We start from the raw sequence: 23,690 nt of genomic DNA, 5'->3' as shown, positions 1-23,690 counted from the left end.
GCATTCGGTGGATATACCGGCAATGCCAGCACAGAGGTTTTTTTGACGCCACAGACTTTATCGAAGCCACCTGGCAGGTGGCTATCCCTTCCGGCAGGTTCCTGCCGGAAAACCGGTTGCAGCATCAGGGCTGGCCAGGCTCGGCCGGCTCGTCAATGAAGCCCCGGAGGCGGCCCTTGAGCAGCTCGATTTCGGCATTGACCTGCACGAGTTCGGCGCGCTTTTCGTTGAAACGGGTCTCCAGACTCGTCAGGCGCGTCTGAAAGGCGGCATCCCGACTGGCCACATCGGCCCGCACCCGCGCTTCGGCATCCGCCTGGGACACATAGGCCATGCGCGACACTTCCGCCGCCAGGTCCTGCAGCCGGGCGAGGTTGGCCGCCCGCTCCGTGCGTAGCCGGTCGTATTCGGACTGGATGGCTTCGATCTGGCCTTCGAGCGTGGTCTGGCGTTTGAGCAGGGTATCCAACAGGACATTGGCGGCCTGAACCCTGGTTTGCGCCCTGAGCGCCACGACTGCCTTGACCAGGGCCTGGAGTTCTCGCACGATGGGATCGGGTGGCTCGGTGTCTGAGGCGCCCGACACCCCGGCCGACGGCTCGGCTGGCATCCGGTCAGGAAGGGTGGCCGTCGCAGGAACCGGGGACGGCGGCAGGGCACGGCGACGCGGAGTTTGTCCCTCCGCTGTGGTGAACCAAAGGCCAAGCAGCACGAGTACGTATAACATCCGCATGGGTATCCATCTCCAATCAGGTTGGTCCGTCAGCAGCCAGGGTGGGGCTGACTTACAACGTTACACGGTCAGCATCGAGTTTACGCGGCAGGCGGCGCAAGTGCTGCAACCGTGGGATGCCGGCTACCACCCAACCGGCGGTGATGACGTGCAGGCGGCGGTGCTGGTTCCATTGTTTTTCAAGCAGGGCATCCCCCACCTGCTGTTGACCAAGCGGGCCTCCCACCTGCGCCGCCACCGTGGGGAAGTGGCTTTTCCGGGCGGACGGCGCGACCCCCAGGACACCTCCCCGGTGATGACGGCGCTGCGCGAGGCCCAGGAAGAAATCGGTCTGCCGGCAGAACAGGTGTTGGTTATTGGACTGCTTGAAACCTTTGCCACCCACACCGGCTTTCGGATTACTCCGGTGGTGGGCGTCATTCCCTATCCCATCGAGTTCCACCTCGATGACCGCGAAACCGAATCCCTCATCGAAGTTCCACTGCCCGTCATTGCGCGGACGGAAGCCCGTGAAGTGCGGCAGTTCATCGTCAATCATCGCCTCCGAAACGTGTATTTTTTCCACCATGCCGACCGTGACCCAATCTGGGGCGCCTCCGGCTATATCGTCCAGCAGTTTCTGGAGGTCGTCTATCCCCTGGTCATTGCCGATCTGGCCGGAGAAGCCGTGTTCTGAAGGGTGCCTCTCCAGACCCGCCCGCGTCACCGGCGCGGCAGCGCACATCGGCCCTGGCACGTATGAAGGAAGTCGTACCACCCGCCCAACACATCGTCATTGCCATTGATGGTCCGGCCGGCGCCGGCAAAAGCACCATCGGGAAGCTTCTGGCGGCGCAGCTTGGTGCGCTCTACATTGACACCGGTGCCATGTACCGCACCGTTGCCCTCAAGGGCTTCCGGCTGGGGGTGATTCATCCCGGCGACCCACCCGAACCCCTGAACCCCGAACAGGAAGACCGGTTGTCCGAAATTGCCCGCACCACGGCGATTACGCTGGCCGGCGATCCGTTTCACCTGCAGGTTTTTGCCGACAACGAGGATGTCTCGGAGGACATCCGGCTGCCCGTCGTCAGCCGCTATGCCTCGATTGTGTCGGCCATCGCCGGCGTCCGGTCGGCGCTTGTTGCCCAGCAGCGGCGCATGGGAGCTGAAGGGACGGTCGTCATGGACGGACGTGACATCGGCACCCACGTGTTTCCCGATGCCGACGTGAAATTTTTTCTCGATGCCAGCGTGGAAACGCGCACCGAACGGCGCTACGCCGAGCAGCGCGCGCGCGGTGTGGACTGCACCCGCGAACAGACCCGCCTGGATGTGCTCGAACGTGACCGCCGGGATTACAACCGGGCCATTGCCCCGCTGCGCCGCGCCGACGATGCCATCTGGCTCGATACATCGTCGCTTTCGCCGGAGGAAGTGCTCCAGAAGATGCTGGCGTTCATTCAGGAACGGCTCAGCACCCGGCCGACGGCGACTTCCCAAAGCGCAGACGCTTCCACATCCCCGGAGTAACCTGCATCGCCGGCCGTATCGTTTTCAGGATTCCGTCAGCAGAAAGAGCCCGGCCTGGAGAATCCCCACCCCCAGTCCGACCAGCGCCCCAAAGCGGACAATCATCCGTAACTCCCGGCCGGCCGCGCGGTAGATGAGTTCCTCGATCATCTGGTCAGTCAGGCGTTCGAGTTGGGTCCGCAACAGGGTTTCGATGTCGAGGCGGCGGCCGAGCGACTGCACAAACTCAGTGATTGGCGTGACTTCGGAAGCCGTCACGCGCAGGTTGGCCGCCTCCGATGCAAACAGATGGCCGCCCACGGTGGTGATGGTTTCCACCATGGTTGTCCGCGCCGGCTCGTTCTGACTCAGCAGCACCGCGATGTCTTCGAGCGCCAGGGTGAGGATGCGCTTGAGCATCCCCAGTTCGACGAGCCGGTGGGCAATCAGACGCCCGACCAGGCCATACGTGTGGCCGACTTCCTCGATGACGACGTTGGCAAAACCATCCGTCAGGCGGCGTCCGATGCCGGCGGCATTGCGTTCATCGGCCAGCAACTCAACGATGCGCTGGGCCAGATGACGCAGGAAGTCCTCGCTGGAAGTCTGTTCCGCATAGTGCCGGAGGGATGCCGCGCCGACTTCCCCCTCGACCCCCAGCGCCACGATTTCATCGGCAATGGTTTCGACCGTCAGCACGCGCTCGGCAATGACACTGGCAAAGCGTTTGAGGAAGGCCGCGCGTTCCGCCGGGATCATGCCGGGCGTGAACGGTATCCGCCAGCCAAACAGCCGCCAGGCCCGGCGGGGACGAAACACCATCCGTACGGCCAGCCACGCCCCAAGAAAGCCATGACCGGTGGCAATCAGCAGATGCAACAGCGCCGTTCCCCAAACGGAAGTCACCATGGTGCACCCGTCGCTTCAGCCGGAAGGGAGCATCACCGGCGTCCGGCCGGCACCCCGGCAACAGGTTCGCCCATGACGCGCGTCAGCGCCACAACTGCCCCCGCAGCATCATCCCCACCATTTTGTAGTCGCCAAGCAGGGAGTACCACGGATTGGTCCATGTCGCCGGCCGGTTTCGCTCAAAGACGAAATGCGAAAACCAGGCCAGACCATAGGACACCACCGGAATGGCCAGCAGCCCCCACCACCAGCCGGTCAGGGCACAGGCCAACAGGATAGGCACCTGCAACACCGTCCCGATGAAGTGGAACATGCGCGTCATGGGATGGCTGTGCATGGCGAGATAGTGTGGGAAAAACGCCTCGAAGGTTCGAGGCGACGCCTCGGCAAGCGCCTTGGAAGCCGCATCCATGGCGAAATTTCCTCCAGCCCGGAAATGGTTCAGGCCAAAACCTTAACCGAGCGGCAGCCCATGACGCAACCGGCGGCCAACACCACAGTGCGCGCCGCCGGAAGACCGTTTTCCTTCGGGACAGGGGCCGGTGGACGTGTCACATCAGCGTTCGAGCATGTCCAACATCGAGCCGGGACGCCCCCCGGAGGCCGGCGAGGGATTGGGGGACTCGCTGGGCATGCGGTGGCCGCCGGTGGTCGGCGGCATGGCATCCTGCGGCGACTGACGCCCCATGTCGCTCAACTGCAACATGAGGTTGCCCGGATTGGTGGCGTAGGCCAGACCGTCCTCTTTGGTGATGACATTCTGGCGGATGAGCTTTTCGAGGACGCCGTCGAAGTGCTGCATGCCTTCGATTTCCCCATCGCGCATGGCATCCACGAGGGTCTTCCCGGCGGTTTCGCCTTTTTCGATGTATTCGCGCGTCCGCATCGTCGAACGCAGAATCTCGATGGCGGCCACCCTTCCCCGCTGGTCGGCACGTGGGATGAGCCGCTGCGAAATGATGTAGCGAAACGACTGCGCCAGGCGCGTCCGCACGACGTGTTCTTCACTTTTCGGAAAGACGCCGATGATGCGGTCCACCGTCTTGGCGGCGTCAATCGTGTGCAGCGTCGAGAACACCAGGTGCCCCGTTTCAGAGGCTTCCATCGCAATTTCGATGGTTTCACGGTCACGCATTTCACCGACGAGAATGACCTTGGGCGCCTGCCGCAGGGCGGCCCGCAGCGCCAGGGCAAAATCCGGGGTGTCGCTGTGCAGCTCACGCTGGTGAATCGTGGAGTTTTTGTGCGGGTGAATGAACTCGATGGGGTCCTCGATGGTGACGATGTGGTAGTACTTCGTCTCGTTGATCAGGTTGATGATGGCTGCCAGCGTGGAGGATTTGCCGCTTCCGGTCGGCCCTGTCACCAGCACGATGCCGTTTTTGAGGTCCGCAATCTGGCGGAGCTGGGGCGGCAACCCCAAATCCTCAAGCGTTGGAATCCGGTTGGGAATCACCCGCATGACGATGGCTTCCGTACCCCGCTGCTTGAAGATATTGACACGAAAACGTGAGTGCCCCGGCACACTGTAGGACAAATCCACCGAGCCGAACTTCTCCAGCTTTTCCAGGTTGGCCGGATTGTTGGCGAGCAACACCTGCGCGAAAGCATGCGTGTGCTGCGGCGTGAGCTGTTCCAGCCCCTGAATCTTGACGGCGCGGAGCTGCCCGACGAGTTCCACCTGCGGCGGCCGCCCCGGTGAAAAGATGAGATCGCTCACCTTGTCGGAGACCGACAACATCATCTGCAATACCTGATTGAAACTTTGCTGAACATGGCTCAGTTGGTTTGGCGCAGACATACGGACAAGTTCCTCCCTGAACCCAACGGTACGGCCTCCGCAACGCGCGGACTGACGGGAAACGGATACGGGTTGGCAACAAACTCAGAAGGCAAGCGGTTTGTGACACAGATGCTAGGCGATACCGGAAATAGAGGCAACCAGCCGCGCACGCACGCTTACCGCACGCACGCTTACCGGGGGCGCTGCCTGGGATCGAGCCACTCCCGCAACCCGTCCCCCAGCAGGTTGAAGCCGAGCACCGTCAGGGTGATCATGGCAGCCGGAAAGACAGTCAGGTGCCACCCCGAAGCGAAGTGCGTCCGGGCATCACTCAGCATGGCACCCCAGCTTGGCGTCGGCGGCGGAATCCCCAACCCCAGAAAACTCAGGCTGGCCTCCGCCAAAATGGCTCCGGCCATCCCCAGACTCGCCTGGACAATCAGCGGCTGAACGGCATTCGGCAGAATGTGCCGGAACAGAATCCGCAGATCGCTGGCACCAAGCGCCCGGGCCGCCGTCACGAAGTCGTACTCCCGGACTTTGAGCACCTGCGCCCGGATGAGCCGGGCATAGCCCACCCAACCAATCACACACAGCGCCAAAATGAGGTTGGCCAGGCTGGCGCCAAGAAAGGCCACGGTGGCAATGGCCAGCAGAATGCCCGGAAAGGCCAGAAACACGTTGAACCAGAAACCGGACATGAAACGGTCCACCCAGCCCCCGGCATAGCCGGACAGCAACCCCAGAAGCAGACCGATTACCGCTGAAATGGCCACCACGATCACCCCGACGGCGAGTGAAATCCGCGCGCCATAGACAATTCGCGCCAGGATGTCGCGGCCGTTCTCGTCCAGCCCCATCGGATGTTGCCACGAGGGCGGGTCAAAGCTGCGTTCCAGGTCCTGAAACGTCACCCGTTCCAGAGGAATGAAGAACGGCCCCGCCAACGCCACCAGCAACAGCCCGACAACAATGACCAAGCCGATTTTTCCCGTCAGGTTCATGGACAGAGTCAAAACGAAAGCATGCGGGATGGCAGAAACAAGGCCGTCACACATCGCCGCCGACGGCAAACTTCGCTACTATGACCGGGAACTTCCCCTGGTTCACCAACCATTCATCGCCGGCCGCCCTCCGGTCGGCGCAAGGCAGGCGGCATGAGCAATGCAAACGATACCACACTGGAAATCATCCCCCTGGGCGGACTCGGCGAGTTCGGCATGAACTGCATGGTGCTGCGCTACGGCGCAGACATCATCGTGATTGACGCCGGTTTGATGTTCTCTGAAGTCGGACACTTTGGCGTGGACTCGATGACCCCGGACTTTACCTTTCTCGAACGTCACCGGGAACAGGTGCGGGCCGTCCTGCTCACCCACAGCCACGAAGACCATATTGGCTCGCTGCCGTTCCTGCTCAAAAAAGTCAACGTGCCGGTGTATGGCACGCCCTATACACTCAACATCGTCGAGCCGCGCCTTGAAGAACACCACCTGCTGGCCACGGCCCAACTGCATCCGGTGCGCGCCGGCGAGACCGTTGAGGTCGGCGCGTTTTCCGTTGAATACATCCGGGTTTCCCATTCCACGGTGGATTGCTGCGCGCTGGCGATCACCACGCCGATTGGCACGGTGGTGCACTCCGGGGACTTCAAGTTCGACGCCACACCCGTCTGCGGCGACGCCATTGATGTCGAACGCCTGCGCGCCGTCGGACGCCGTGGTGTGCTGGCGCTGCTGTCCGACTCGACCAACATCGAGCGTCCGGGGCAGATGCCCTCCGAAAGGGTCGTCATCCCGGCGCTGGAGGAAATTTTCGACCGCGCCACCGGACGTATTTTCGTCAGTTGCTTTGCGTCGAGCATTCACCGCATCCAGATCATGTTCGACCTCGCCCAGGAGTTCGGACGGCAGGTGGTCGCGGTCGGCCGGGCCATGGAGCGCAACATCGAGATTGCCGAACGGACCGGCTTTCTCGATACGGCCGATATTCTGGTCAGCGCCAAGGACTTCAAGCACTATGAGCCGGGCGAGACCGTGGTGCTGGCTTCGGGCTGCCAGGGTGAACCGATGGGGGCGATGTGGCGGATCGCCGACCGCAGCCACCGGCAGGCCTGGATGGAGGCCGGCGACACAGTCGTGCTTTCGGCCCGCCAGATTCCGGGCAATGAAAAGTCCATCTCACGGCTCATCAACCGCTGCTACCGCAATGAGGTGCAGGTCATTGACGCCACCCAGGCGCGCATCCACGTGTCGGGACACGGGGCCCAGGAAGACCTGCGCCTGATGCTCGAAGCCGTGCGCCCGAAGTATTTCATCCCCATTCACGGCGAATACCGGCAACTGTACCGGCACAAGCTCTTTGCCTGTCAGACGCTGGGCTACAGCCCCGACCGCGTCCTGCTCATCGAAAGCGGCGATGTCGTGGTGCTCGACGGCGAAACGGCCCGGCTGGGCGACAAGATTACAATCAACCGGGTGTATATTGACGACACCTGCTCGCTCGAACTTGATGAAACCCTGCTCCGCGACCGGAAACGCATGGCCTACGAAGGCGTCGTCATTGCCGGCGTCGCCGTGGAGGAATCCACCGGAATGCTGCTCGGGCCGCCGGAAATCACCACGCGCGGTTATCTGGGCGTAGATGGCGACGAGGAAGAAATTGCCGAACTGCGCGATGTGGTGCTGGCTGCCGTCGAAGCCCTGCCTCCAGCCGAGCGCATCAACGGCGGCAAGGAACACTTCCAGGAACACCTGCGCCTGGCGCTCAAACGCCATATCATGCGCGTCACAGGACAAAAACCGACCATTGTCCCACTGGTTGTCGTCGTGTAGGCGCCCTTGCCTCCCAAACTGTTCCCCGCCGCGCCCCTGAGCTGCCGGGGAGTGCCTGCGTGCCATGCCGGAAACGTTCCCTGCTCCCCCTGAACTCTACGCCGAAGTGGCAGTACCGGCGTCCGTGACCCAAACCTACACCTACCGCATCCCGGCGGCGTACCACGCCATGGCCGGGCCGGGCTGCCGGGTTGTCGTTCCCTTTGGACGCCAGACCCTGATCGGGTATGTCGTCGCCATCCACGAGCAACTCCCGGCGGCGCTGGCGGCCAAACCGGCGGGGCAGCCCTCCGCCGTCAAGGACATTGCCGACTGGATTGACGAAACACCGGTCATCAACGATGAGATTCTGAAGCTCACCCAGTGGGTCGCCGACTACTACTATGCGCCGTGGGGCGAGACCCTCAAGGTGGCCCTGCCGCCCGGTCTCGATGTCCGCCTCGAAGACTGGATTGACCTCACTGAAGACGGACGCCAGGCCGTGCAGACCGGTTCGGTTTCGCCCCGCACCCGGAACGGACGCCTGCTGGCGTGGCTGGCGGAAGTCGGTGGCGCGGTTCGGCTCGATGATCTGCCTCCTGACCGCTTCGGGAAAAACCCACGGCAGGTTGCGCGTGAACTGGAACACATGGGACTGGTCAGCGTCACGACCCGCACCGGCGAAGCGACGGTCCGATTCAAACGGCGGCTGGTCGTGCGACGGATAGAACGCCCTGCCGACCAACCGGAACGCCCGCTGTCGCCGGCACAGGCGCGCGTTCTGGCGTACCTGGACGAGACGCCGACGGCGCTGGTGTCCGAGCTGGTCGCCGAGGCCGAGGTCAGCCCGGCGGTACTCCGTCAGATGGCCAAAAAAGGGCTGGTCGAAATTGCGCCGGAGACCATCCGGCGCGACCCGCTGGCCCATCTGGCGCACCTGCCGGCGGAACCGGCCCCCGAACTCACGCCGGAACAGCGCCAGGCCTGCGAGGCGGTTCTGGCCGCCCACGACAGCGGACGCTTCCGCACCTTTCTGCTCCACGGCGTCACGGGTTCCGGCAAAACGGAAGTCTATCTGGCCGCCATCAGTGCTGTCCTGCAACGTGGCGGCTCGGCGCTGATGCTCGTGCCGGAAATTGGCCTGACCCCGCTGCTGGCGCGCCGGCTCATCCAGCGTTTCGGCTCACTGGTGGCGCTGCTCCATTCCTCGCTGTCGCCGGGTGAACGGGTGGACGAGTGGGAACGCATCCGGTCAGGTGACGCCCGGGTGGTCATCGGCACCCGCTCGGCCGTCTTTGCGCCGCTGGTCAACCTGCGCCTCATCGTCGTGGACGAAGAACACGACACGTCCTACAAGCAATCCGAGAGCGTGCCGCACTACCACGGACGCGACATCGCCATCCTGCGCGCCAGCCGGCTCAACTGCCCGGTCATTCTGGGCAGCGCCACGCCGGCCATCGAGACGTTCCAGCATACCGTGGTCGGGAAGTACACCCGGCTGGAACTGCCGCAGCGCATCGGCAACCGTAGCCTGCCGGAAGTGACCTTGGTGGACATGCGGGAAGTCTTCAAGCGCCACCGCGAGCCGCGCTTCATCTCGGACGAACTCCAGACGGCCATTGCCGAAACCTGTAGCCAGGGCGAACAGGTCATGGTGCTGCTGAACCGGCGCGGTTTCGCCAGTTCCTGGCTGTGCCGGGCGTGTGGCTTCGTCATCACCTGCCCCCACTGCTCGGTCACACTGACCTACCACCGCACCGACCATTACCTGGCCTGCCACTACTGTGGCTATACGACGCCACCGCCCGGCCGCTGCCCGGAGTGCCAAGGCGAAGGCATTGCTTACGTCGGCGAAGGAACGGAGCAGCTCGAAGCCCGCCTGCGCGAGCTGTTTCCCACGCTCGCCATTGCGCGCCTTGACCGCGATACGACGCGGCGACGCGGCGCTTTCGAGCGTATCTTCCACGACTTCGCCTCCGGCAGCCTCAACATTCTCGTTGGGACACAGATGATTGCCAAAGGGCATGATTTCCCCAACGTCACGCTGGTCGGCGTCGTCTCAGTGGATGCCGGACTGATGATGCCGGACTTCCGCGCCCCGGAACGCACCTTTCAACTCATCGCCCAGGTTGCCGGCCGCGCCGGGCGCGGCGACCGCCCCGGCCGGGTCATCGTCCAGACCTATCGCCCCGAACACTACGCCCTGGTGGCCGGCTGCCAGCAGGACTACCAGGCGTTTTTTGAGCAGGAACTCATCCAGCGTCAGGCGGCGTACTACCCGCCCTTCTGTGTTCTGGCTACGGTCATCATCCGTCACGAGCGGGAACTCGAAGGTCAGGCGCTGGGGGAAAAAGTGGCAGAGTTGTTGCGCGCAGCCATCCCACAGGCGGCCCCGGCCGATGCCCCGCTGCGCGTTCTGGGGCCGGCTCCGGCGCCCCTCGCCCGGCTGCGTGGCGAGTACCGGTTTCAAATCCTGCTCAAGGGCCGCCAGCGCATGCAGATACGTCACGCGCTGGGGCACATGCTGCCGGCGCTGACCGATACGGAGCGCCGCCACGTTTTCATCGAAGTTGACCCGATTGACCTGATGTGAAGCCGGACGCCGGCGCTCACCTCACCCACGGATAGCCAGAACCTATGTCCAAGATTCGCATTCTGCCGGATGTCGTCGCCAACCGGATTGCTGCCGGGGAAGTCGTCGAGCGTCCGGCTTCAATTGTCAAGGAGTGCCTCGAAAATGCCCTTGATGCCCAGGCCCGCCAGATTGACCTCGCCGTTGAACGCGGCGGCAAGGAAAGCCTTCGGATTCGGGATGACGGCGAAGGGATGACGCAGGATGACGCCATCCTGGCTTTTGAACGTCACGCCACGAGCAAAATCCGTACGGCTGAAGAACTCATGGCGATTCAAACCTTCGGTTTCCGGGGTGAAGCCCTGGCGGCCATCGCCTCGGTGGCGCGCATCACACTCACGACCAGACTGCACGGCGCCACTTCCGGCACGGAAGTCTGTCTCGAAGGCGGAAAGCTGCGGCATGTCCGCGAAGTCGCCGCCCCCGGCGGCACGGAAATCCTCGTGCGCGACCTGTTTTTCAATCTGCCGGCCCGGCGCAAGTTTCTCAAAACCGAAGCAACGGAAGCCTTCCACATCACGAATCTCGTCACTCACTATGCGCTGGCGCATCCGCAGTGTGGCTTCACCCTGCAACACAACGGACGGCAGGTGCTGGCCGTGACGGCCACCACCGATCTGCGCGCCCGTGCCTACCAGCTTTTCGGCGCGAACCTGCTTGACAGTCTGGCGCCCGTCGAATTTTCCCAGGGCGGGATTGTCGTCGGAGGCTTTGTTTCGCGTCCCCACGTCCAGCGGACGAGCCGGGACGGACAGTACCTTTTCGTCAACCGCCGTTTCGTACGGGACAGGCTCATCGGTCGGGCGCTGTCAGAGGCCTACCGGAACATCCTGCCGCCGGGCGTGTTTCCGGCTGCGATGCTGTTTGTGGAAGTGCCGCCCGACATGGTGGATGTCAACGTCCATCCCCAAAAGACCGAAGTGCGCTTCCGCACACCGCAACATGTGCTGGAGAGCATCGTCACGGCCGTACAGCAGGCGCTTGGACGGTCGCCCCAGTTCGCGCCTTTCCCCACGACGGCAGCGACGCCCCCGGCACACCCGCCCATCTCCCCTGCTGCCACCTCACCCTCCACGGAGACACGCAGGCCGTCGGCGCCGGCGGTTCAGGCGGCGCTTCAGGCCTTGGCGCCACCGCCACCTGTGACCGTTCCGGCAAGTCCGGGCCGGAATGAGCGCCAACCGCCGCCCTTTTTCACGGCGACACCCCATCCCGACGCAGGTTCCGGTTCCGCAACGCCTTCCGCAGCCGCGCTGCCGACGCCGGAGCCACCGGATGAAGCCGCCACCCGCCTGCACAGCATTCTGGGCGGCCGTCCCCGGACGCGCTGCGCTGGCACAGCCCGGCAGGCACACGCGACCCGGCCCGCTTCTGAACTGCATCCACCGGACGGACGGCGGACGGATGTGCGCATCCTGGGGCAGATTCACGACAGCTACATCGTGGCGGCCGATGCCGATGGACTGCTGCTCATTGACCAGCACGTAGCCCACGAGCGGATTTTGTTCGAGCAGCGGGTACGCACCCTGCTGGCACGCGACGTACTGGTGCAGATGCTGCTGACGCCACTGGTTGTGGATTTGTCACCGGCCCAGGCGACGGTGTTTGACGCGCTGGAAAGTGAGCTGGAAGCCGCCGGATTTCGGACCACCCGCCTGGCCGGGCGCACGGTGGCGGTGCAGGGCGTACCGGCCGACCTGAGTGCAGAGGACGCCAAAACCCTGCTGACCGAGTTGCTGGACGCTCTGGCGTCCGAGCAGCAGACCGTTTCCCGCGAGCATTTCCTGCGCGAACTGGCAGCCAGCCTGGCCTGCCGGGCGGCCATCAAGGTCAACATGAACCTGACGCCGGAAAAGATGACCTGGCTCGTGGATGAACTGTTCCGGTGCGAGCAGCCGACCAACTGCCCGCATGGCCGGCCGGTCATTCTGCGGTTCGATATGTCGCTGATTGAACGTGGTTTCAGGCGGACTTAGGGCGCCCACTCGGGCCAACCGGCACAGCTTCAGTGGAGCGAAAAAACGCTTCGCACGGGCAGGTGGAATCCTGCCCGGCGCTACTCCGCCGCGACCATGCCCGGACGTTTCAGGGTTTCGATGTACCGCTTGATGCCGTCACACAGCGACTCGGCAATGTTCTGCCGGAACTCGATGGTCCGCAGCGCCTCACCGTCCCGGGGATGGCTCAGGAAGGAAACTTCCGTCAATACACTCGGCATGTTGGCCCCCAGCAGCACGACGAACGGCGCCTTTTTGACGCCGCGATTGAAGCCAGCCGTCGGGCTGACGCGGCCCAGTCCAGACACCAGACTGGTCTGAATGCTCTGCGCAAAGGTGCGCGACTCCGCCACCCGCGTGTCCGTGACGATGCGTTGAAGCAGCCCCTGCAACTCACCGGCGCTGCGTGAGGTCGTCGCATTTTCGCGGGTGGCGACATCGAGCTCTTCCTTCGTGGCATCCAGACTCAGGAAGTAGGTCTCCACACCGCTGGCCAACGGCGTCGGGCTGGAGTTGAGATGAATCGAAATGAACAGGTCGGCCTGCCGGGCATTGGCCATCGCCGTCCGTTCTTCCAGCGGCACGAACCGGTCGGTGTCGCGCGTCAACAGGACTTCGACATCCTTGAGTTCCCGCTGAATGGCCGCACGCAGGCGCAGGGCAATGTCAAGGGCGACATCCTTTTCGTAGATACCGTCCCGGCCAATGGCGCCGGTGTCCGAGCCGCCGTGCCCCGGATCGATGATGATGCGCTTGACCTTGAGGCCCAGGGCACGGACGAGTGACCCCGGCACGGCCCCCGACGAAGGGATGGGCGACTCCGCCAGCAGCGTTGGTTCCTCGGCAATCGGTTGCGCGCCGCGCACGTCGGCCACGAGCCGGGCCGGGTTGTCGAGGGCAAAAATGGCAAAGTCACGCAGGCGCGTGCACTCGATGCGCACTTCGATGCCACCCTCCCGGCTGGAGAGCCGAACCTGCCGCAGCATCCCGCTGGCCGGAGCCAGGCTTTGTACCGGCGTCACCAGCGGCGACAGCCGGGCCGACGGCAGCCGAATCACCAGCGATGTCCCTTCAACCCGCCGCTCGTAAGCCGTGCCAATGCTCAGGTCGAGGATGACCCGCGCGTAGTCGGGCCCCGAAAAATGACGCACCTGGCTGATGGTCGTCACTCCGGCGGCATCGTCTTCAGAATAGGCTTCGGCGACATCGCGGGGCGTCCGCTGTCCGGCCGTGGACTGAAGTCGCGCCACACAGGCCAGAGCTTCGCGGGCGCTGACCGACTGTGGAAAGCGGTGGATGATTTCGCGGTAGGCCTGCATTGCCGATTCGGGCGTTTTCAGATCGCGCTCGTGAATCCGCGCCACGCCAACCAGGGCGCGGACGAGGAACGGCCCATCGGGATAGCGGCGCAGCACGGTGTCATAGCTGTCCAGGGCGGCATAAAGATAACGCGGCTTGTTGAACAACTGCGCCATTTCGCGGAACAGTTCCGCCCGGGCCACGAGCGCCGCATCCCCGGTCGCCGCATTGGCATCCAGCGCAATGGCGCGGGTGTACACATCCACCAGGGCCAGATATTCACTTTCCTCACGCGCCGCCGGAGGGCGCCCATACAACGTCTGGGCCAGCAGCGACGCCCGGTGCATCAGTTCATCCGCAGCCGAAATGGTCGGCATCCCCTGGGGATGGGCCTGATGTTCACGCAGTGGGGCCAGCAGGATGAGCAGGGCACTGAGAATGAGCGAGTAACATAGCCTGAGCGAACGTTTCACGGTTCATTCCCTCGGTGACAATGATGACCGGAAAACCACACGTCATCGGATGTTTCCCTGGAAACAGGAGAGAAGTGAGTGGTGCAACCGTGGCCAAAGGCAAGCATAGCACAGGTCGCAACCCGGCCAATGACGCCTGTACAGCACGCCACAGCCTTTGGGCTGGAGAAACGTCACGGCTGCCTGAGCAACCTAACGGGATAGCACCTCCTGGAGCGGCCGCCCTACCGTGCCATTTGGCGGCGTAATCCCCAGCAGGGCCGCCAGGGTGGGGGCAATGTCCGAAGGACTGGCCTCCGCCCAATACGTGCCGGGGCGAAGACCGCGCCCCATGAGCATGACCGGCACGTGCGTGTCGTAAGCATAAGGTGTGCCGTGGGTTGTCGCCGTGGTGTATTCCTCGCTGCCGAAAAAACAAAACGGTTCGGGCACGAGAAAGACATCCCCGCTGCGCTGTGGGTGAAAGGCCATCTGGACGCGCTCGGCCAAGGGTGTTCGCGGCAGGCCGCCGGACAGAATTTGGGTGCGGGTAAAGGCGGCGGCAATGCCCTCGACCGTCAGTGCAGCTTCGGCGGCCACCCGCTCCACCTCGGCACGTTCGAGCTTTTTCTCCGCGATGGTCGCCAGATCGAAGTACACGGACTCAGCCGAAAAGCCGGCAAACCACTGCCCGGCGCCGAATTTTGCGTCCAAAGCGCGTTTCATCGCCACTGCCACCTGCTCGAAGGGAATCCGGCGGCTGTGCAGACGTTGCTGCCGGGCATATTCCGGCACCGGCGACACACCGTGGTCAGCCGTCAGGAACACCAGCGTCCGGTCGAGGCCCACCTTGGCGTCAATCACATCGAGCAGCCGGGCAAGGGTCTGGTCAGTCCGTACCGTGATGTCGAGCACCTCGTGGCTGTTCGGCCCAAAGGCGTGACCGAGAATATCGTTGGCCGAAAAGCTGATGGTCAGGACATCGGGGATGTCGTCGGCGCCAAGCCGTTCGTTTTCAATGGCCGCGGTGGCAAACTCCACCAGAAAGTCGTTGGCCCAGGGCGTCATGGTGAAGTCGTCATAGAACCGGGCATTGGGTTTGTCGCCGCGGCCGACCTGGTGCGGGAAAGCCGCCCCGCCGCCAGCAAAGCGCCCTTCATAAGGCACATCATCCGCCGTACAGCGGGCATAGACCGCTTCCGGCAGCAGCTTCTCCCAGGTTTTGCCAAACCACTGATCGGGAATCCGCCGGGCATTGAAGGCCGCCACCCACGCCGGAAGTTCTTTCATGTAGTAGGTGCTGGTCTGCATCTGTCCGCGCTTGTCGTCAAACCAGTAGGCAGCGTCGGCGGTACGTCCGACCGGCAGGATCGCGCCACGGTTTTTGAGCGATATACCGATGGACCTGGCCTGCCCGCCCGTTGCCGCTTTGAGTTCGTCCGCCAGAGTGGAAACCAGCAACTGCCGGGGTGAGGCCCCTTTGCCTTCGGGGACACCGGTTGTTGTCTCATCCGTGATGCTTTCGATGACCTTGCCGCTTTGGCGGTCATACCACTTGTTGCCAATGATGCCGGTTATGGCGGCCGTGGAACCGGTCAGGATCACGGCATGACCCGGCCCGGTGTAGGTACAGGCATGCCCGTAGTGCGCATTGGCAAAGTACGCGCCTTTGGTTTTAAGCCGTCTGAAACCCTTTTCACCAAACAGATCGTCGAAACGCTCCAGATAATCCGCCCGCAACTGATCGACGACAATCCCCACGACGAGCCGGTAGCCGGCGGCATTTGCGCGGTTCTGGGCAGCCGTACAGGAAGCCGTGCCCAGCCCCCCAACACATGGCAGCACCGTGCCCGCCAGCACCAGGGCCGCCACCAACATTCGGGAAAAACTCATGGATTGAAGATGCCTCGCAGAAAAGATCGTCTGTTCCCTGGCATTTGCGTCACTTCCAGTGCATGGTACGCCGCCAGGTTGCCGACACCAATATGTCACGCCCACGCGGTCATCTGCCAAGCGTCAGGCGGCCGGGCAGCTCAACCTTTCGGGAGGCCGTCCCCGGAGTGTTGTTTTGTTCACAAATCGGCTATCTTCATCCCCCAGCACAGGCCACCTCTCAACCTGGCACCAAACACCTTGCCGCGCCCATCATCACCACCCAGTCGGTCGTTGGTGGGCACCCCTACCTGGAGAACAATATCCTATGAACGCTGCGGCGACGGCCACCGTGACAGCCACCGCGATGAAACGTCAGGAGATCGCCAACCGGCATGCCATCCTCGAAGCCATCCGGGGGATTTCAGCCATTGAAGAGCTGGTCGAATACGAACCCGGCCATGGCTACAAGTTTGGCGTGGATTTGGAAGTTGCCATCTACGGGCGCAACTACGGCCCCGGCAAGAAGGTGGGGCCCTACATACGGATGTATGACTATCCACCGGGACTGGAGATCGTACGCCAGGGCGACTGGGACACCAACACGTTCTTCATCGTCGTTGCCGGGGCGGTCGAAGTCTTCGTGGCCGGCGTGGCCGAGCCGGTGGCTGTTTTTGAGCCGGGCAAACCCTTCGGTGAAATGGGTGTACTGGCCGGGATGCCACGCAGCGCCACGGTCATCGCCCACCGGCAGCGCGGCGCGCGGGTGCTGGAAGTCCAACGGCCGGCGCTGCGCGTCCTGCGCAAGCTCAGGAAGTTTGGAGCGGCGCTGGACATCACCTATCGCAACAACGGACGCGCAGCCGTTGCCAATCAGCTTCAGATTCCCGACGAACTGCGGAAAAAAGTCGCCGAAATTGCGGATTTTCAGTTGGTTGCCCGGGGCCATGTCCTGGCCAGTGCAGGCGAAGTCATCCGCAAGCTGCTGCTCATCCGGGATGGCTGGGTCAAACGCATTGGACAGGCACAGAACGGCGAAGTCACGGATTACCTGGGGCCGGGCTACATCCTTGGTTTCAATGCTCTGACCGTCCGTGAGGCGCGGTTTCCCTACCGGGCCGTGGCGATGAGCCGGACCGAACTGCTGGAAATCCCGGTTGAAGCTCTCCACCGCGACCCGGCCCTGCTGGAGGCGCTGCGGGCAGCGCTGGGGGCTGCCGGAGACATCGGCACACCCCTCCAGCCGACGCAAGCCTTGGTCTTCAACCCGGCCGTCAAGGCGGCTCAGGAACGTATCCTCGACCGTGGGCTGGCAGATGCCAACAACCTGCTGCTGATGGACATGGACCTGTGCATCCGCTGCGGCAACTGCTCGCTGGCCTGCCATCAGATTCACGGGCAGGCCCGGCTCAAGCGAACCGGGATTCACGTCCTGCGCCCCAGGACGCCGACGCACACCACGCTCAATCAATCCCTGCTGATGCCGTCCGTGTGCCTGCACTGCAAGGACCCGGAGTGCCTGACCGGTTGCCCAACTGGGGCCATTGCACGCTTCGAGGGGGGACAGGTGGATATCCTTCCCAGTCTGTGCATTGGTTGCAGCGATTGCGCGACCCAGTGCCCCTACAATGCCATTTCTCTCATCCCCCGGAGCGAACTCAAAGCCCCCGCGGCCAGGTTGCCGGTCAAGGCGGCACCTTCCAAGGCCGCACCTTCCAAAAACGGGGCGTCCCGCAACGGCAAAGGGGGGGCGGCCAAAGGTGAATCCGCGCCGGAAACGCCGGTTGACCCGTTGGCAGCCTTCGGACTGCGCTTTGACCCCAAACCCCAGCCGGTGACGCAAGGGGAAGAACTGGTCGCCATCAAATGTAACCTGTGCAACAACACGCCCCTGAATCCGAAGGACGCCAGCGGCAAGCCGGTTTATACCACCCACAAGTACAACTGCGAGGAAAACTGCCCGACCGGGGCGCTCAAACGGGTAAAGCCCACCGCCTACTTCAACGAAATTGCCCGGATTCACGGCCCGGCCCTGCGTCATTCGGGTGCGATGATCGTTGGCAATGCGTTTGGACATGCCGACCGGGCCAAGTGGCTGGCGCACCTGGTGGGTATTGTGGTGACGGTGCTGCTGTGCGGGGCCACTATGGCCGGCATCGTCCAGTATGGGCTGGGAACACCGCTCTTCAGGTCGGACTGGTTCAACTTCCGCTGGATCACCGGACTGGTCGGACTGGCTGGCATCGTCATCGTCATGCTCTATCCCGTCCGCCGGCAGATGTGGCGGCGACGGGGAGGAGCGCTCAAGGTGTGGATGCTGTCGCACACCTACGCCGGTGTCATCGCCGGTATTGTCCTGCTGCTTCACGGCGGAACGAACCTGGGTGGGGCCGTCACAGCGGCGCTGATGATTTCCTTCGATCTGGTCATCCTGACTGGACTCATCGGCATCCTGCTGTATCAGCTTGGCCCCCGACTGCTGACCAAAATCGAGGGCGAGCCGCTTCTGGCCGAAGACCTGCTGCGGCGGCGGGAAGAGCTGTACCAGGAAATTGCCGACCTGACCGTAACGGCCCAGGAACAGGCCGAAAAAGAAGGGCGCGGAGTGCAATTTGCCCAGACGTTTCTGGTCGCACGCGACCAGGCCGTGGCGACGCTGCTTTCACTGGGTTTTCTCTTCCGGCAATACCTGCGCCGGGAAGCCCTGGACGATCTGCTAAAACACGTGCGGCAACGCTTTGCCAAAGCCATCGCCAGCCAGACGACGCCGACCGAGCAGGCCGTTCTGGGGCAAATCCTCGACGCCCTGGCCACCATCCGGCGGATTGATGCGCTGCTCTACATTCACCGGGCGCTGAAGCTGTGGCTGCCCCCACACGTCATTTCGACTTCCGTGATGCTGGCCCTCATGGTCGTCCATATTCTTCAGGTGGTGTACTACCTGTGGCGCTAAGACGCGCGACCTGAAACGTCGTATGACCGCTCTCCCCCGCTGGCGCGACCAGCAACCTTTCTTCACCGAACCTGGAAACCACCATGGCGAAACTCAGTCGCTTCCTCATTCAGCGGAAAGACCTTCTTGACAAGGGCGACCTTGTCCTCGAACTGGAAGGGCTGGTCATCGGCTCGCAGACCGACTGTGACCTGATGCTCAATCATCCCACGGTGTCGCGGATTCATGCCGGCATCCGGGAAGTCGAAGGGCGCTGGTGGCTGACGAACCTTTCCAGCACGAACGGCACCCAGGTCAACGGCGCTCTGGTTGAAACGGTCGAACTCCAGCCCGATGATGTCATCCGCATTGGCATTTTTGTTCTCCGGCCGACGCTTGCAGAAGGCGCTCTGACGCTTGACGTGGACCGGCAGGTGGATACTTACGCGGCTTCTGAACGCAGCACACGCCTGCTGGGCGACCCCCTTCAGGCCACCGCCCAGGGCAGGACGGCGCTGCTGCCAAAGCTGACCGGCTACCTGCAACAGCGCGGCATGACGCAAAACCTGAGCGGTAAAACACAACGCCTGGAAACACCGCTCACCGGTGCCACGCCGGAGCCACCGGAACAGACGCCGCCACCACAAACGGCGACCGGACTGCTCCAGGCGGCCCGCCTCCAGCGCGGCATGACCGGTCTGCTGACCTCCATCCTCGCGCTGCCGGAGCAGGAACAGAAGCGTTTTCAGCAGGCGATGAACGTCTTCTGGGAGCGGCGCAAGGCGGCCATCACGGGCGAGCAGAAGCTGGATGAGCGGTCTCCGCTCGAACCCCGCGAACTCCCCGAAGAACTCAAAAAGCACAACCTGCACCTGGGGAAAAAACGGTTCAACTGGATTCCCACCAACGATCTGATCCGTCCGTGGCCACGGGGCTACCTGTATGTTTTTGGCGCAGTGGCAACCCTGTTCTGCGTGGCAGCCTTCTTCGTTTGGGAAGCGGCCTACCTGCCGGGCGACACGTCAAATCCGCATGCCCTTCCGGCTGACCGGTTGCCGGCCCCCATCCAGCAGCGGCTGGAATTGAAGCTCGTGGCCAACGCGCCGGTGGAAAACAAGTGCAATGCCTGCCATGCCGCCACTTCCTCCATGCAGAACAAGTGCGTGGACTGCCACGAAACCAACCATTTCAACACGACCGTCATTGCCAGACACGAAGAAGCCGGGATTCAGTGCGTGGACTGCCACACCGAGCACAAAGGCGCGGATTTCCGCCCCGGCATCGTTTCGCGCAGCATGTGCATTGATTGCCACCGCGACGGGCCAACCCATCCCAAGGCCGTCAGTCTGAAGGACGGCACGCCCCTGCGCGAACCGCACCGTGGCTCATTCGGCTATCCGGTCGAAAACGGCGTGTGGTCGTGGCAGCATCCGATGAATCCGAAGTGGGACAAACTCTTTGCCGAAAGCCGGACGCCGCTCGATCCTTCGACCAAGTTTCACCTCATTCACGCCGCCGTTGCGCCGGCCACGAGCGCCTGGAAGTGCAGCGAGTGCCATGACGGTTCGTTTGCCAAAGGCGCGGCCGAGGTCAAGGTCATCAACCGCGACAAATGCGCCGTATGCCACGGGCAGGCATACGTCCAAACCGCATCGCTCAGGGAACTGGACACCGACGCCCTGCGCCTCGGCATTGACTGCAACTCCTGCCACGCCCAGCACCCCCAGTCGCAAACGCTGACGGCGGCCCGCCGCCCGGCCGGCAGCGGCCCCGAACCGGTCGTGTTCACCAAAGACCGGGTGTACCGGGGCGGAAAGGACTGGCAGTGGACAAGTCTGGCGGCCAGGTTCGGCGGGTTCACCGTTGGCAACTGGCTGCTGTTTTTCAGCCTCATTCCACTCACCGGCATCGGGTTTCTGACCTTCGACACGCTGCGCAAACGGCGGGAACAGGCAACGCTCAAGGGCAACCCCCTCGATCTGGCGAACCGGCACCGCAAGTTTACCGACACGCGCTACGCCGAGCGGTGGGAATCGCCGGCCCAGGTCGAACGCGCGCGCGCCTCGGCCCGCGAAAATCCTGTTCCGCACCCGGTCATCAACTACGAAACCTGCATTGGCTGCCACGCCTGCATTCTGGCCTGCCCCCAGGACGTGCTGGGCTTCGACGAACAGGAACACCACGCCATCGTCGTCAACCTCGAACAGTGCATGGAAGACACCGGCTGCCAGCAGGCCTGTCCGACCGTGCCGCAGTCATGTGTTCTCATCAACACGCGGCAAAACATCCGGGAAGCGCCCAAGCCGCTGCGCAAAGGCGCCAACGAAGGTTTTGAAACCGAAACCGCGCCGGGCATCTACCTCGTCGGGGACGTATCCGGCGTGCCGCTTATTCGGAATGCCATCAAGGAAGGGCGGCTCACCATCGAACGCATCGCCGAGAAACTCAAGGCGGAAGGGCCGGTCGCCGGGGCCGAGTACGACGTGGCCATCATCGGGATTGGGCCGGGCGGGATTTCCGCCGTGGCGCGGGCGGCCGAACTGGGACTGCGCTACGTCGCCATCGAACAGGGCCGCCGGTACTCGACCATCGCCGACAAGTATCCGGCCGGCAAGTACGTCGCCTTCAACCCCTTCAACCCCTCTGACCCGCCACTTGGCACCATTCGCCTCGAAGGGCCGGGCGACCTCAAGGAAAACATGCTCGCGTGGTGGGATGAAACCGTCGAAAAGCTCGGTCTGGTCATCCGGGAATATGAAGGCTGCAAGGAAATCGCGCGTGAGGGCGAAGTCTTTGTCGTCAGGACCACCAAAAACGCGCCGGGGTATCGCGTGCGCAAGGTCGTGCTGGCGATTGGCAATGCCGGCGAGCCGCGCAAACTGGGTTGTCCCGGCGAGGTTGAAGGCCGGGTGCTGTACCGCCTGCAGGACCCCGGCGCCTTCAAGGGGAAACACATTGTCGTCGTCGGCGCGGGCAACTCGGCCGTCGAAGCGGCCGTGGACCTGACCGGCCAACGGCAACCCGATGGCACGATCAAGTTTCCGCCGGAGGCCGAAGCCAATCACGTCACGCTCGTCGTTCGGTCAGATTTTCCGAAAGACCTGACGCTCGAAAACAAAATGTGGGTGTACTACGGCATGGATGCCGGCCGTATCAAAGCCTACTTTGGCGCCGGTATCCGCGAGATTACCGAGCGGGAAGTCGTCATCGAAAAGATTCGGGACAAATCCGAAATCGCGCGGATTCCCAACGACTATGTGTTTGCCCTCATCGGCAGCATTGCACCCAAGGAGTTTCTCACCAAAATCGGCGTCAAGTATGCCGGAGACGACAAAAAGCGGTAACCGCAGCTTACTCCCAGGCGGGCGGGACGCCCGCGCCCCCAGGGTGTGCGCCAGTGAAAGAAGCGGGCGGGACGCCCGCGCTCCCAGGTTAGCGCCGGCGGCGGTGAAAAGGTGGCCGGCGCCGGCGCGCCTGTGCGGCGGCTTCCTGCTGCTTGGCCTTGATGTACAGGGCTTCGACATCGGCCTGAAGCCGACCGGCGCTCCCTTCCTCGAAGAGCGGCTGAAGGCGTCCGTCCGGGTGAATGAAGGCCGTTCGCAGCGCGACGGGCCGCTGCGGATGCGCCACCAGCCGGCACTCGACGCCGCGCGTCCACGTCACCCACTCCGCCAGTTCCCTGGCATTGCCGACCGTGGCCGACAGCATCAGCAGGCGCGTCGAAGCCGGCGTGTAGATGATGGACTCTTCCCACACGACACCCCGGTGGCGGTCGCCAAGGTAGTGAACTTCATCGAAAACGACCAAATCCGGCGCGCCAAAAACGCCGTCCCGCGTCATGGCGTCATAGAGACCGTTGCGGTAAATCTCCGTCGTGGCAATTTTGAGCGGCGCATCGGGGTTCACCCGGCGGTCGCCGGTGATGAGACCCACGGCATCGGGGCCGAACTTCCGCCCAAACTCACGGAACTTGTCGTTGGAAAGCGCCTTGAGCGGAGAGGTGTACCACGCTGTGCCACCCCGTTCGAGGAAGCACCGGATAGCCTGCTCGGCAATCCAAGTTTTGCCCGAACCGGTCGGCGCAGCCACGAGTACATCCTTGTCTTCTTCGGTCACGAAAGCGACTGCCGCCAACTGAAAGGGGTCGGGCACGAACGGCTGCGGCTCCGGCGTTCCGATGCCTTCGAGCAGCTTCTGGAGGGCCGCCCGGCGGTGACGGGCAACCTGAAATTCGTGATAGGTCAGGCCCGGGCGCGGACGGCGGTGTTCAATCTCGCGCAGTTCCTCCAGAACCGTTGGCAATCCAATCGTCAGCAGGCTCACCACCTGCTGGGCCGGAATCAGCTCACCCGGCTCCAGCGAAGCCGTCAGAAGCTGGAGCAGGCGCGTGTGGGCTTCCGGCGGCAGTTCGGGGGCGGCTTCGGCCAGCCACTCGCGCACCTGCTCCGGTGTCAGCCGGGCGGCTTCGTAGAGGCGGTGCGCCGCTGCCGTGTGCTGCCGGGCCTGTTCGACGACCTGCCCGATGAGCGCCGTCCGGTTGCGGGCCGCCGGGATATGTCCCCCCAGAACACCGCGCAAGTGCAGGGTATCGAGGGTTTCGGCCAGACGGCGCAGTTGGACTTCCGTCAATTTGAGCATGGGATCAAAACCAGCCAGATTGGATGGTTGCGACCACCGGCAACCATCCGGCACTATGGCGCAAGCAACCTTTGGTGTGCAATGCACACCAAAGGTTCTATGCCGGAAACGCTCCAATATGCTGCCTTGGACAGGATAC

Annotated in this window: 16 protein-coding genes; 8 read left to right on the top strand and 8 right to left on the bottom strand. The window is 63.3% G+C overall.

Annotated features, from left to right (window positions below; translation table 11 throughout):
* Nucleotides 1-124: 124 nt before the first annotated feature.
* Nucleotides 125-733: a hypothetical protein gene (locus J8C05_RS02330; RefSeq protein ID WP_211422608.1), complete on the bottom strand. Its 609-nt coding sequence runs from the start codon at nt 731-733 to the stop codon at nt 125-127.
* On the opposite strand from J8C05_RS02330, the gene J8C05_RS02325 reads away from it, so the two are divergent.
* Together J8C05_RS02325 and cmk are read left to right on the top strand one after the other, a co-directional pair.
* Complete coding sequence (locus J8C05_RS02325) at nt 732-1,409, top strand: CoA pyrophosphatase (RefSeq protein ID WP_211422607.1); 678 nt, start codon at nt 732-734, stop codon at nt 1,407-1,409. The two genes, J8C05_RS02330 and J8C05_RS02325, sit on opposite strands and share 2 nt — an antisense overlap.
* Before the next feature lie 62 nt (nt 1,410-1,471).
* Complete coding sequence (cmk, locus tag J8C05_RS02320) at nt 1,472-2,245, top strand: (d)CMP kinase (RefSeq protein ID WP_211422606.1); 774 nt, start codon at nt 1,472-1,474, stop codon at nt 2,243-2,245.
* 24 nt (nt 2,246-2,269) lie between these two features.
* Here cmk and J8C05_RS02315 read toward each other — a convergent pair whose 3' ends face one another.
* The 4 genes from J8C05_RS02315 to J8C05_RS02300 form a co-directional block, all read right to left on the bottom strand.
* Complete coding sequence (locus tag J8C05_RS02315) at nt 2,270-3,133, bottom strand: DUF445 domain-containing protein (protein WP_058866714.1); 864 nt, start codon at nt 3,131-3,133, stop codon at nt 2,270-2,272.
* A gap of 82 nt (nt 3,134-3,215) precedes the next feature.
* The gene (locus tag J8C05_RS02310; protein ID WP_058866715.1) at nt 3,216-3,545 is read right to left on the bottom strand and encodes an Mpo1-like protein; all 330 of its coding nucleotides are present in this window, start codon (nt 3,543-3,545) and stop codon (nt 3,216-3,218) included.
* Between the two features lie 144 nt (nt 3,546-3,689).
* Nucleotides 3,690-4,934 (bottom strand): type IV pilus twitching motility protein PilT, encoded by a 1,245-nt coding sequence (locus J8C05_RS02305; RefSeq protein WP_211422605.1) that lies wholly within the window; start codon nt 4,932-4,934, stop codon nt 3,690-3,692.
* 173 nt (nt 4,935-5,107) lie between these two features.
* Complete coding sequence (locus J8C05_RS02300; protein WP_211422604.1) at nt 5,108-5,920, bottom strand: ABC transporter permease; 813 nt, start codon at nt 5,918-5,920, stop codon at nt 5,108-5,110.
* Between the two features lie 28 nt (nt 5,921-5,948).
* Between J8C05_RS02300 and J8C05_RS15610 the strand changes: the two genes are divergently transcribed.
* The 4 genes from J8C05_RS15610 (at nt 5,949) to mutL (ending at nt 12,337) form a co-directional block, all read left to right on the top strand.
* Nucleotides 5,949-6,077 carry a hypothetical protein gene (locus J8C05_RS15610; protein ID WP_281503759.1) on the top strand — a complete coding sequence of 43 codons (129 nt, stop codon included), beginning with the start codon at nt 5,949-5,951 and terminating at the stop codon, nt 6,075-6,077.
* Nucleotides 6,074-7,750 carry a ribonuclease J gene (locus J8C05_RS02295; RefSeq protein WP_211422603.1) on the top strand — a complete coding sequence of 559 codons (1,677 nt, stop codon included), beginning with the start codon at nt 6,074-6,076 and terminating at the stop codon, nt 7,748-7,750. Before J8C05_RS15610 ends, J8C05_RS02295 begins: the two co-directional genes overlap by 4 nt.
* 64 nt (nt 7,751-7,814) lie before the next feature.
* Nucleotides 7,815-10,322 (top strand): primosomal protein N', encoded by a 2,508-nt coding sequence (priA, locus tag J8C05_RS02290; protein ID WP_211422602.1) that lies wholly within the window; start codon nt 7,815-7,817, stop codon nt 10,320-10,322.
* Between the two features lie 44 nt (nt 10,323-10,366).
* Nucleotides 10,367-12,337, top strand: coding sequence for a DNA mismatch repair endonuclease MutL (gene mutL / locus J8C05_RS02285; protein WP_211422601.1), 1,971 nt, complete (start codon nt 10,367-10,369; stop codon nt 12,335-12,337).
* 80 nt (nt 12,338-12,417) lie between these two features.
* On the opposite strand, the gene J8C05_RS02280 is transcribed toward mutL, so the two are convergent.
* Both J8C05_RS02280 and J8C05_RS02275 read right to left on the bottom strand, forming a co-directional pair.
* Complete coding sequence (locus tag J8C05_RS02280) at nt 12,418-14,130, bottom strand: N-acetylmuramoyl-L-alanine amidase (RefSeq protein WP_211422600.1); 1,713 nt, start codon at nt 14,128-14,130, stop codon at nt 12,418-12,420.
* Between the two features lie 192 nt (nt 14,131-14,322).
* Nucleotides 14,323-16,002, bottom strand: a complete 1,680-nt coding sequence (locus J8C05_RS02275; protein ID WP_211422599.1) for an alkaline phosphatase family protein — start codon at nt 16,000-16,002, stop codon at nt 14,323-14,325.
* A 307-nt stretch (nt 16,003-16,309) separates the two neighbouring features.
* On the opposite strand from J8C05_RS02275, the gene J8C05_RS02270 reads away from it, so the two are divergent.
* Both J8C05_RS02270 and J8C05_RS02265 read left to right on the top strand, forming a co-directional pair.
* A complete protein-coding gene (locus tag J8C05_RS02270) occupies nt 16,310-18,934 on the top strand; it encodes a cyclic nucleotide-binding domain-containing protein (protein WP_211422598.1) in 2,625 nt (874 codons plus the stop codon).
* 83 nt (nt 18,935-19,017) lie between these two features.
* Nucleotides 19,018-22,257 carry an NAD(P)-binding domain-containing protein gene (locus tag J8C05_RS02265; protein ID WP_211422597.1) on the top strand — a complete coding sequence of 1,080 codons (3,240 nt, stop codon included), beginning with the start codon at nt 19,018-19,020 and terminating at the stop codon, nt 22,255-22,257.
* Nucleotides 22,258-22,345: 88 nt separating this feature from the next.
* Here the strand turns inward: J8C05_RS02265 and J8C05_RS02260 are convergent, their stop codons facing one another.
* Nucleotides 22,346-23,551 carry a DEAD/DEAH box helicase gene (locus J8C05_RS02260; protein WP_211422596.1) on the bottom strand — a complete coding sequence of 402 codons (1,206 nt, stop codon included), beginning with the start codon at nt 23,549-23,551 and terminating at the stop codon, nt 22,346-22,348.
* Nucleotides 23,552-23,690: the final 139 nt, after the last annotated feature.

Source organism: Chloracidobacterium sp. N (assembly GCF_018304765.1).
GTDB classification, from domain to species: Bacteria; Acidobacteriota; Blastocatellia; order Chloracidobacteriales; family Chloracidobacteriaceae; genus Chloracidobacterium; species Chloracidobacterium aggregatum.
The sequence above is the reverse complement of the archived record's forward strand: the minus strand, read 5'-3'. Positions and strand labels throughout refer to the sequence as shown.

Bases quoted from the DNA above. Each gene is read 5' to 3' on its own strand.
- J8C05_RS02325 (WP_211422607.1), top strand. From the start codon at position 732: ATGGGTATCCATCTCCAATCAGGTTGGTCCGTCAGCAGCCAGGGTGGG.
- J8C05_RS02330 (WP_211422608.1), bottom strand. From the start codon at position 733: ATGCGGATGTTATACGTACTCGTGCTGCTTGGCCTTTGGTTCACCACA.
- cmk (WP_211422606.1), top strand. From the start codon at position 1,472: ATGAAGGAAGTCGTACCACCCGCCCAACACATCGTCATTGCCATTGAT.
- J8C05_RS02315 (WP_058866714.1), bottom strand. From the start codon at position 3,133: ATGGTGACTTCCGTTTGGGGAACGGCGCTGTTGCATCTGCTGATTGCC.
- J8C05_RS02310 (WP_058866715.1), bottom strand. From the start codon at position 3,545: ATGGATGCGGCTTCCAAGGCGCTTGCCGAGGCGTCGCCTCGAACCTTC.
- J8C05_RS02305 (WP_211422605.1), bottom strand. From the start codon at position 4,934: ATGTCTGCGCCAAACCAACTGAGCCATGTTCAGCAAAGTTTCAATCAG.
- J8C05_RS02300 (WP_211422604.1), bottom strand. From the start codon at position 5,920: ATGAACCTGACGGGAAAAATCGGCTTGGTCATTGTTGTCGGGCTGTTG.
- J8C05_RS15610 (WP_281503759.1), top strand. From the start codon at position 5,949: ATGGCAGAAACAAGGCCGTCACACATCGCCGCCGACGGCAAACTTCGC.
- J8C05_RS02295 (WP_211422603.1), top strand. From the start codon at position 6,074: ATGAGCAATGCAAACGATACCACACTGGAAATCATCCCCCTGGGCGGA.
- priA (WP_211422602.1), top strand. From the start codon at position 7,815: ATGCCGGAAACGTTCCCTGCTCCCCCTGAACTCTACGCCGAAGTGGCA.
- mutL (WP_211422601.1), top strand. From the start codon at position 10,367: ATGTCCAAGATTCGCATTCTGCCGGATGTCGTCGCCAACCGGATTGCT.
- J8C05_RS02275 (WP_211422599.1), bottom strand. From the start codon at position 16,002: ATGAGTTTTTCCCGAATGTTGGTGGCGGCCCTGGTGCTGGCGGGCACG.
- J8C05_RS02270 (WP_211422598.1), top strand. From the start codon at position 16,310: ATGAACGCTGCGGCGACGGCCACCGTGACAGCCACCGCGATGAAACGT.
- J8C05_RS02265 (WP_211422597.1), top strand. From the start codon at position 19,018: ATGGCGAAACTCAGTCGCTTCCTCATTCAGCGGAAAGACCTTCTTGAC.
- J8C05_RS02260 (WP_211422596.1), bottom strand. From the start codon at position 23,551: ATGCTCAAATTGACGGAAGTCCAACTGCGCCGTCTGGCCGAAACCCTC.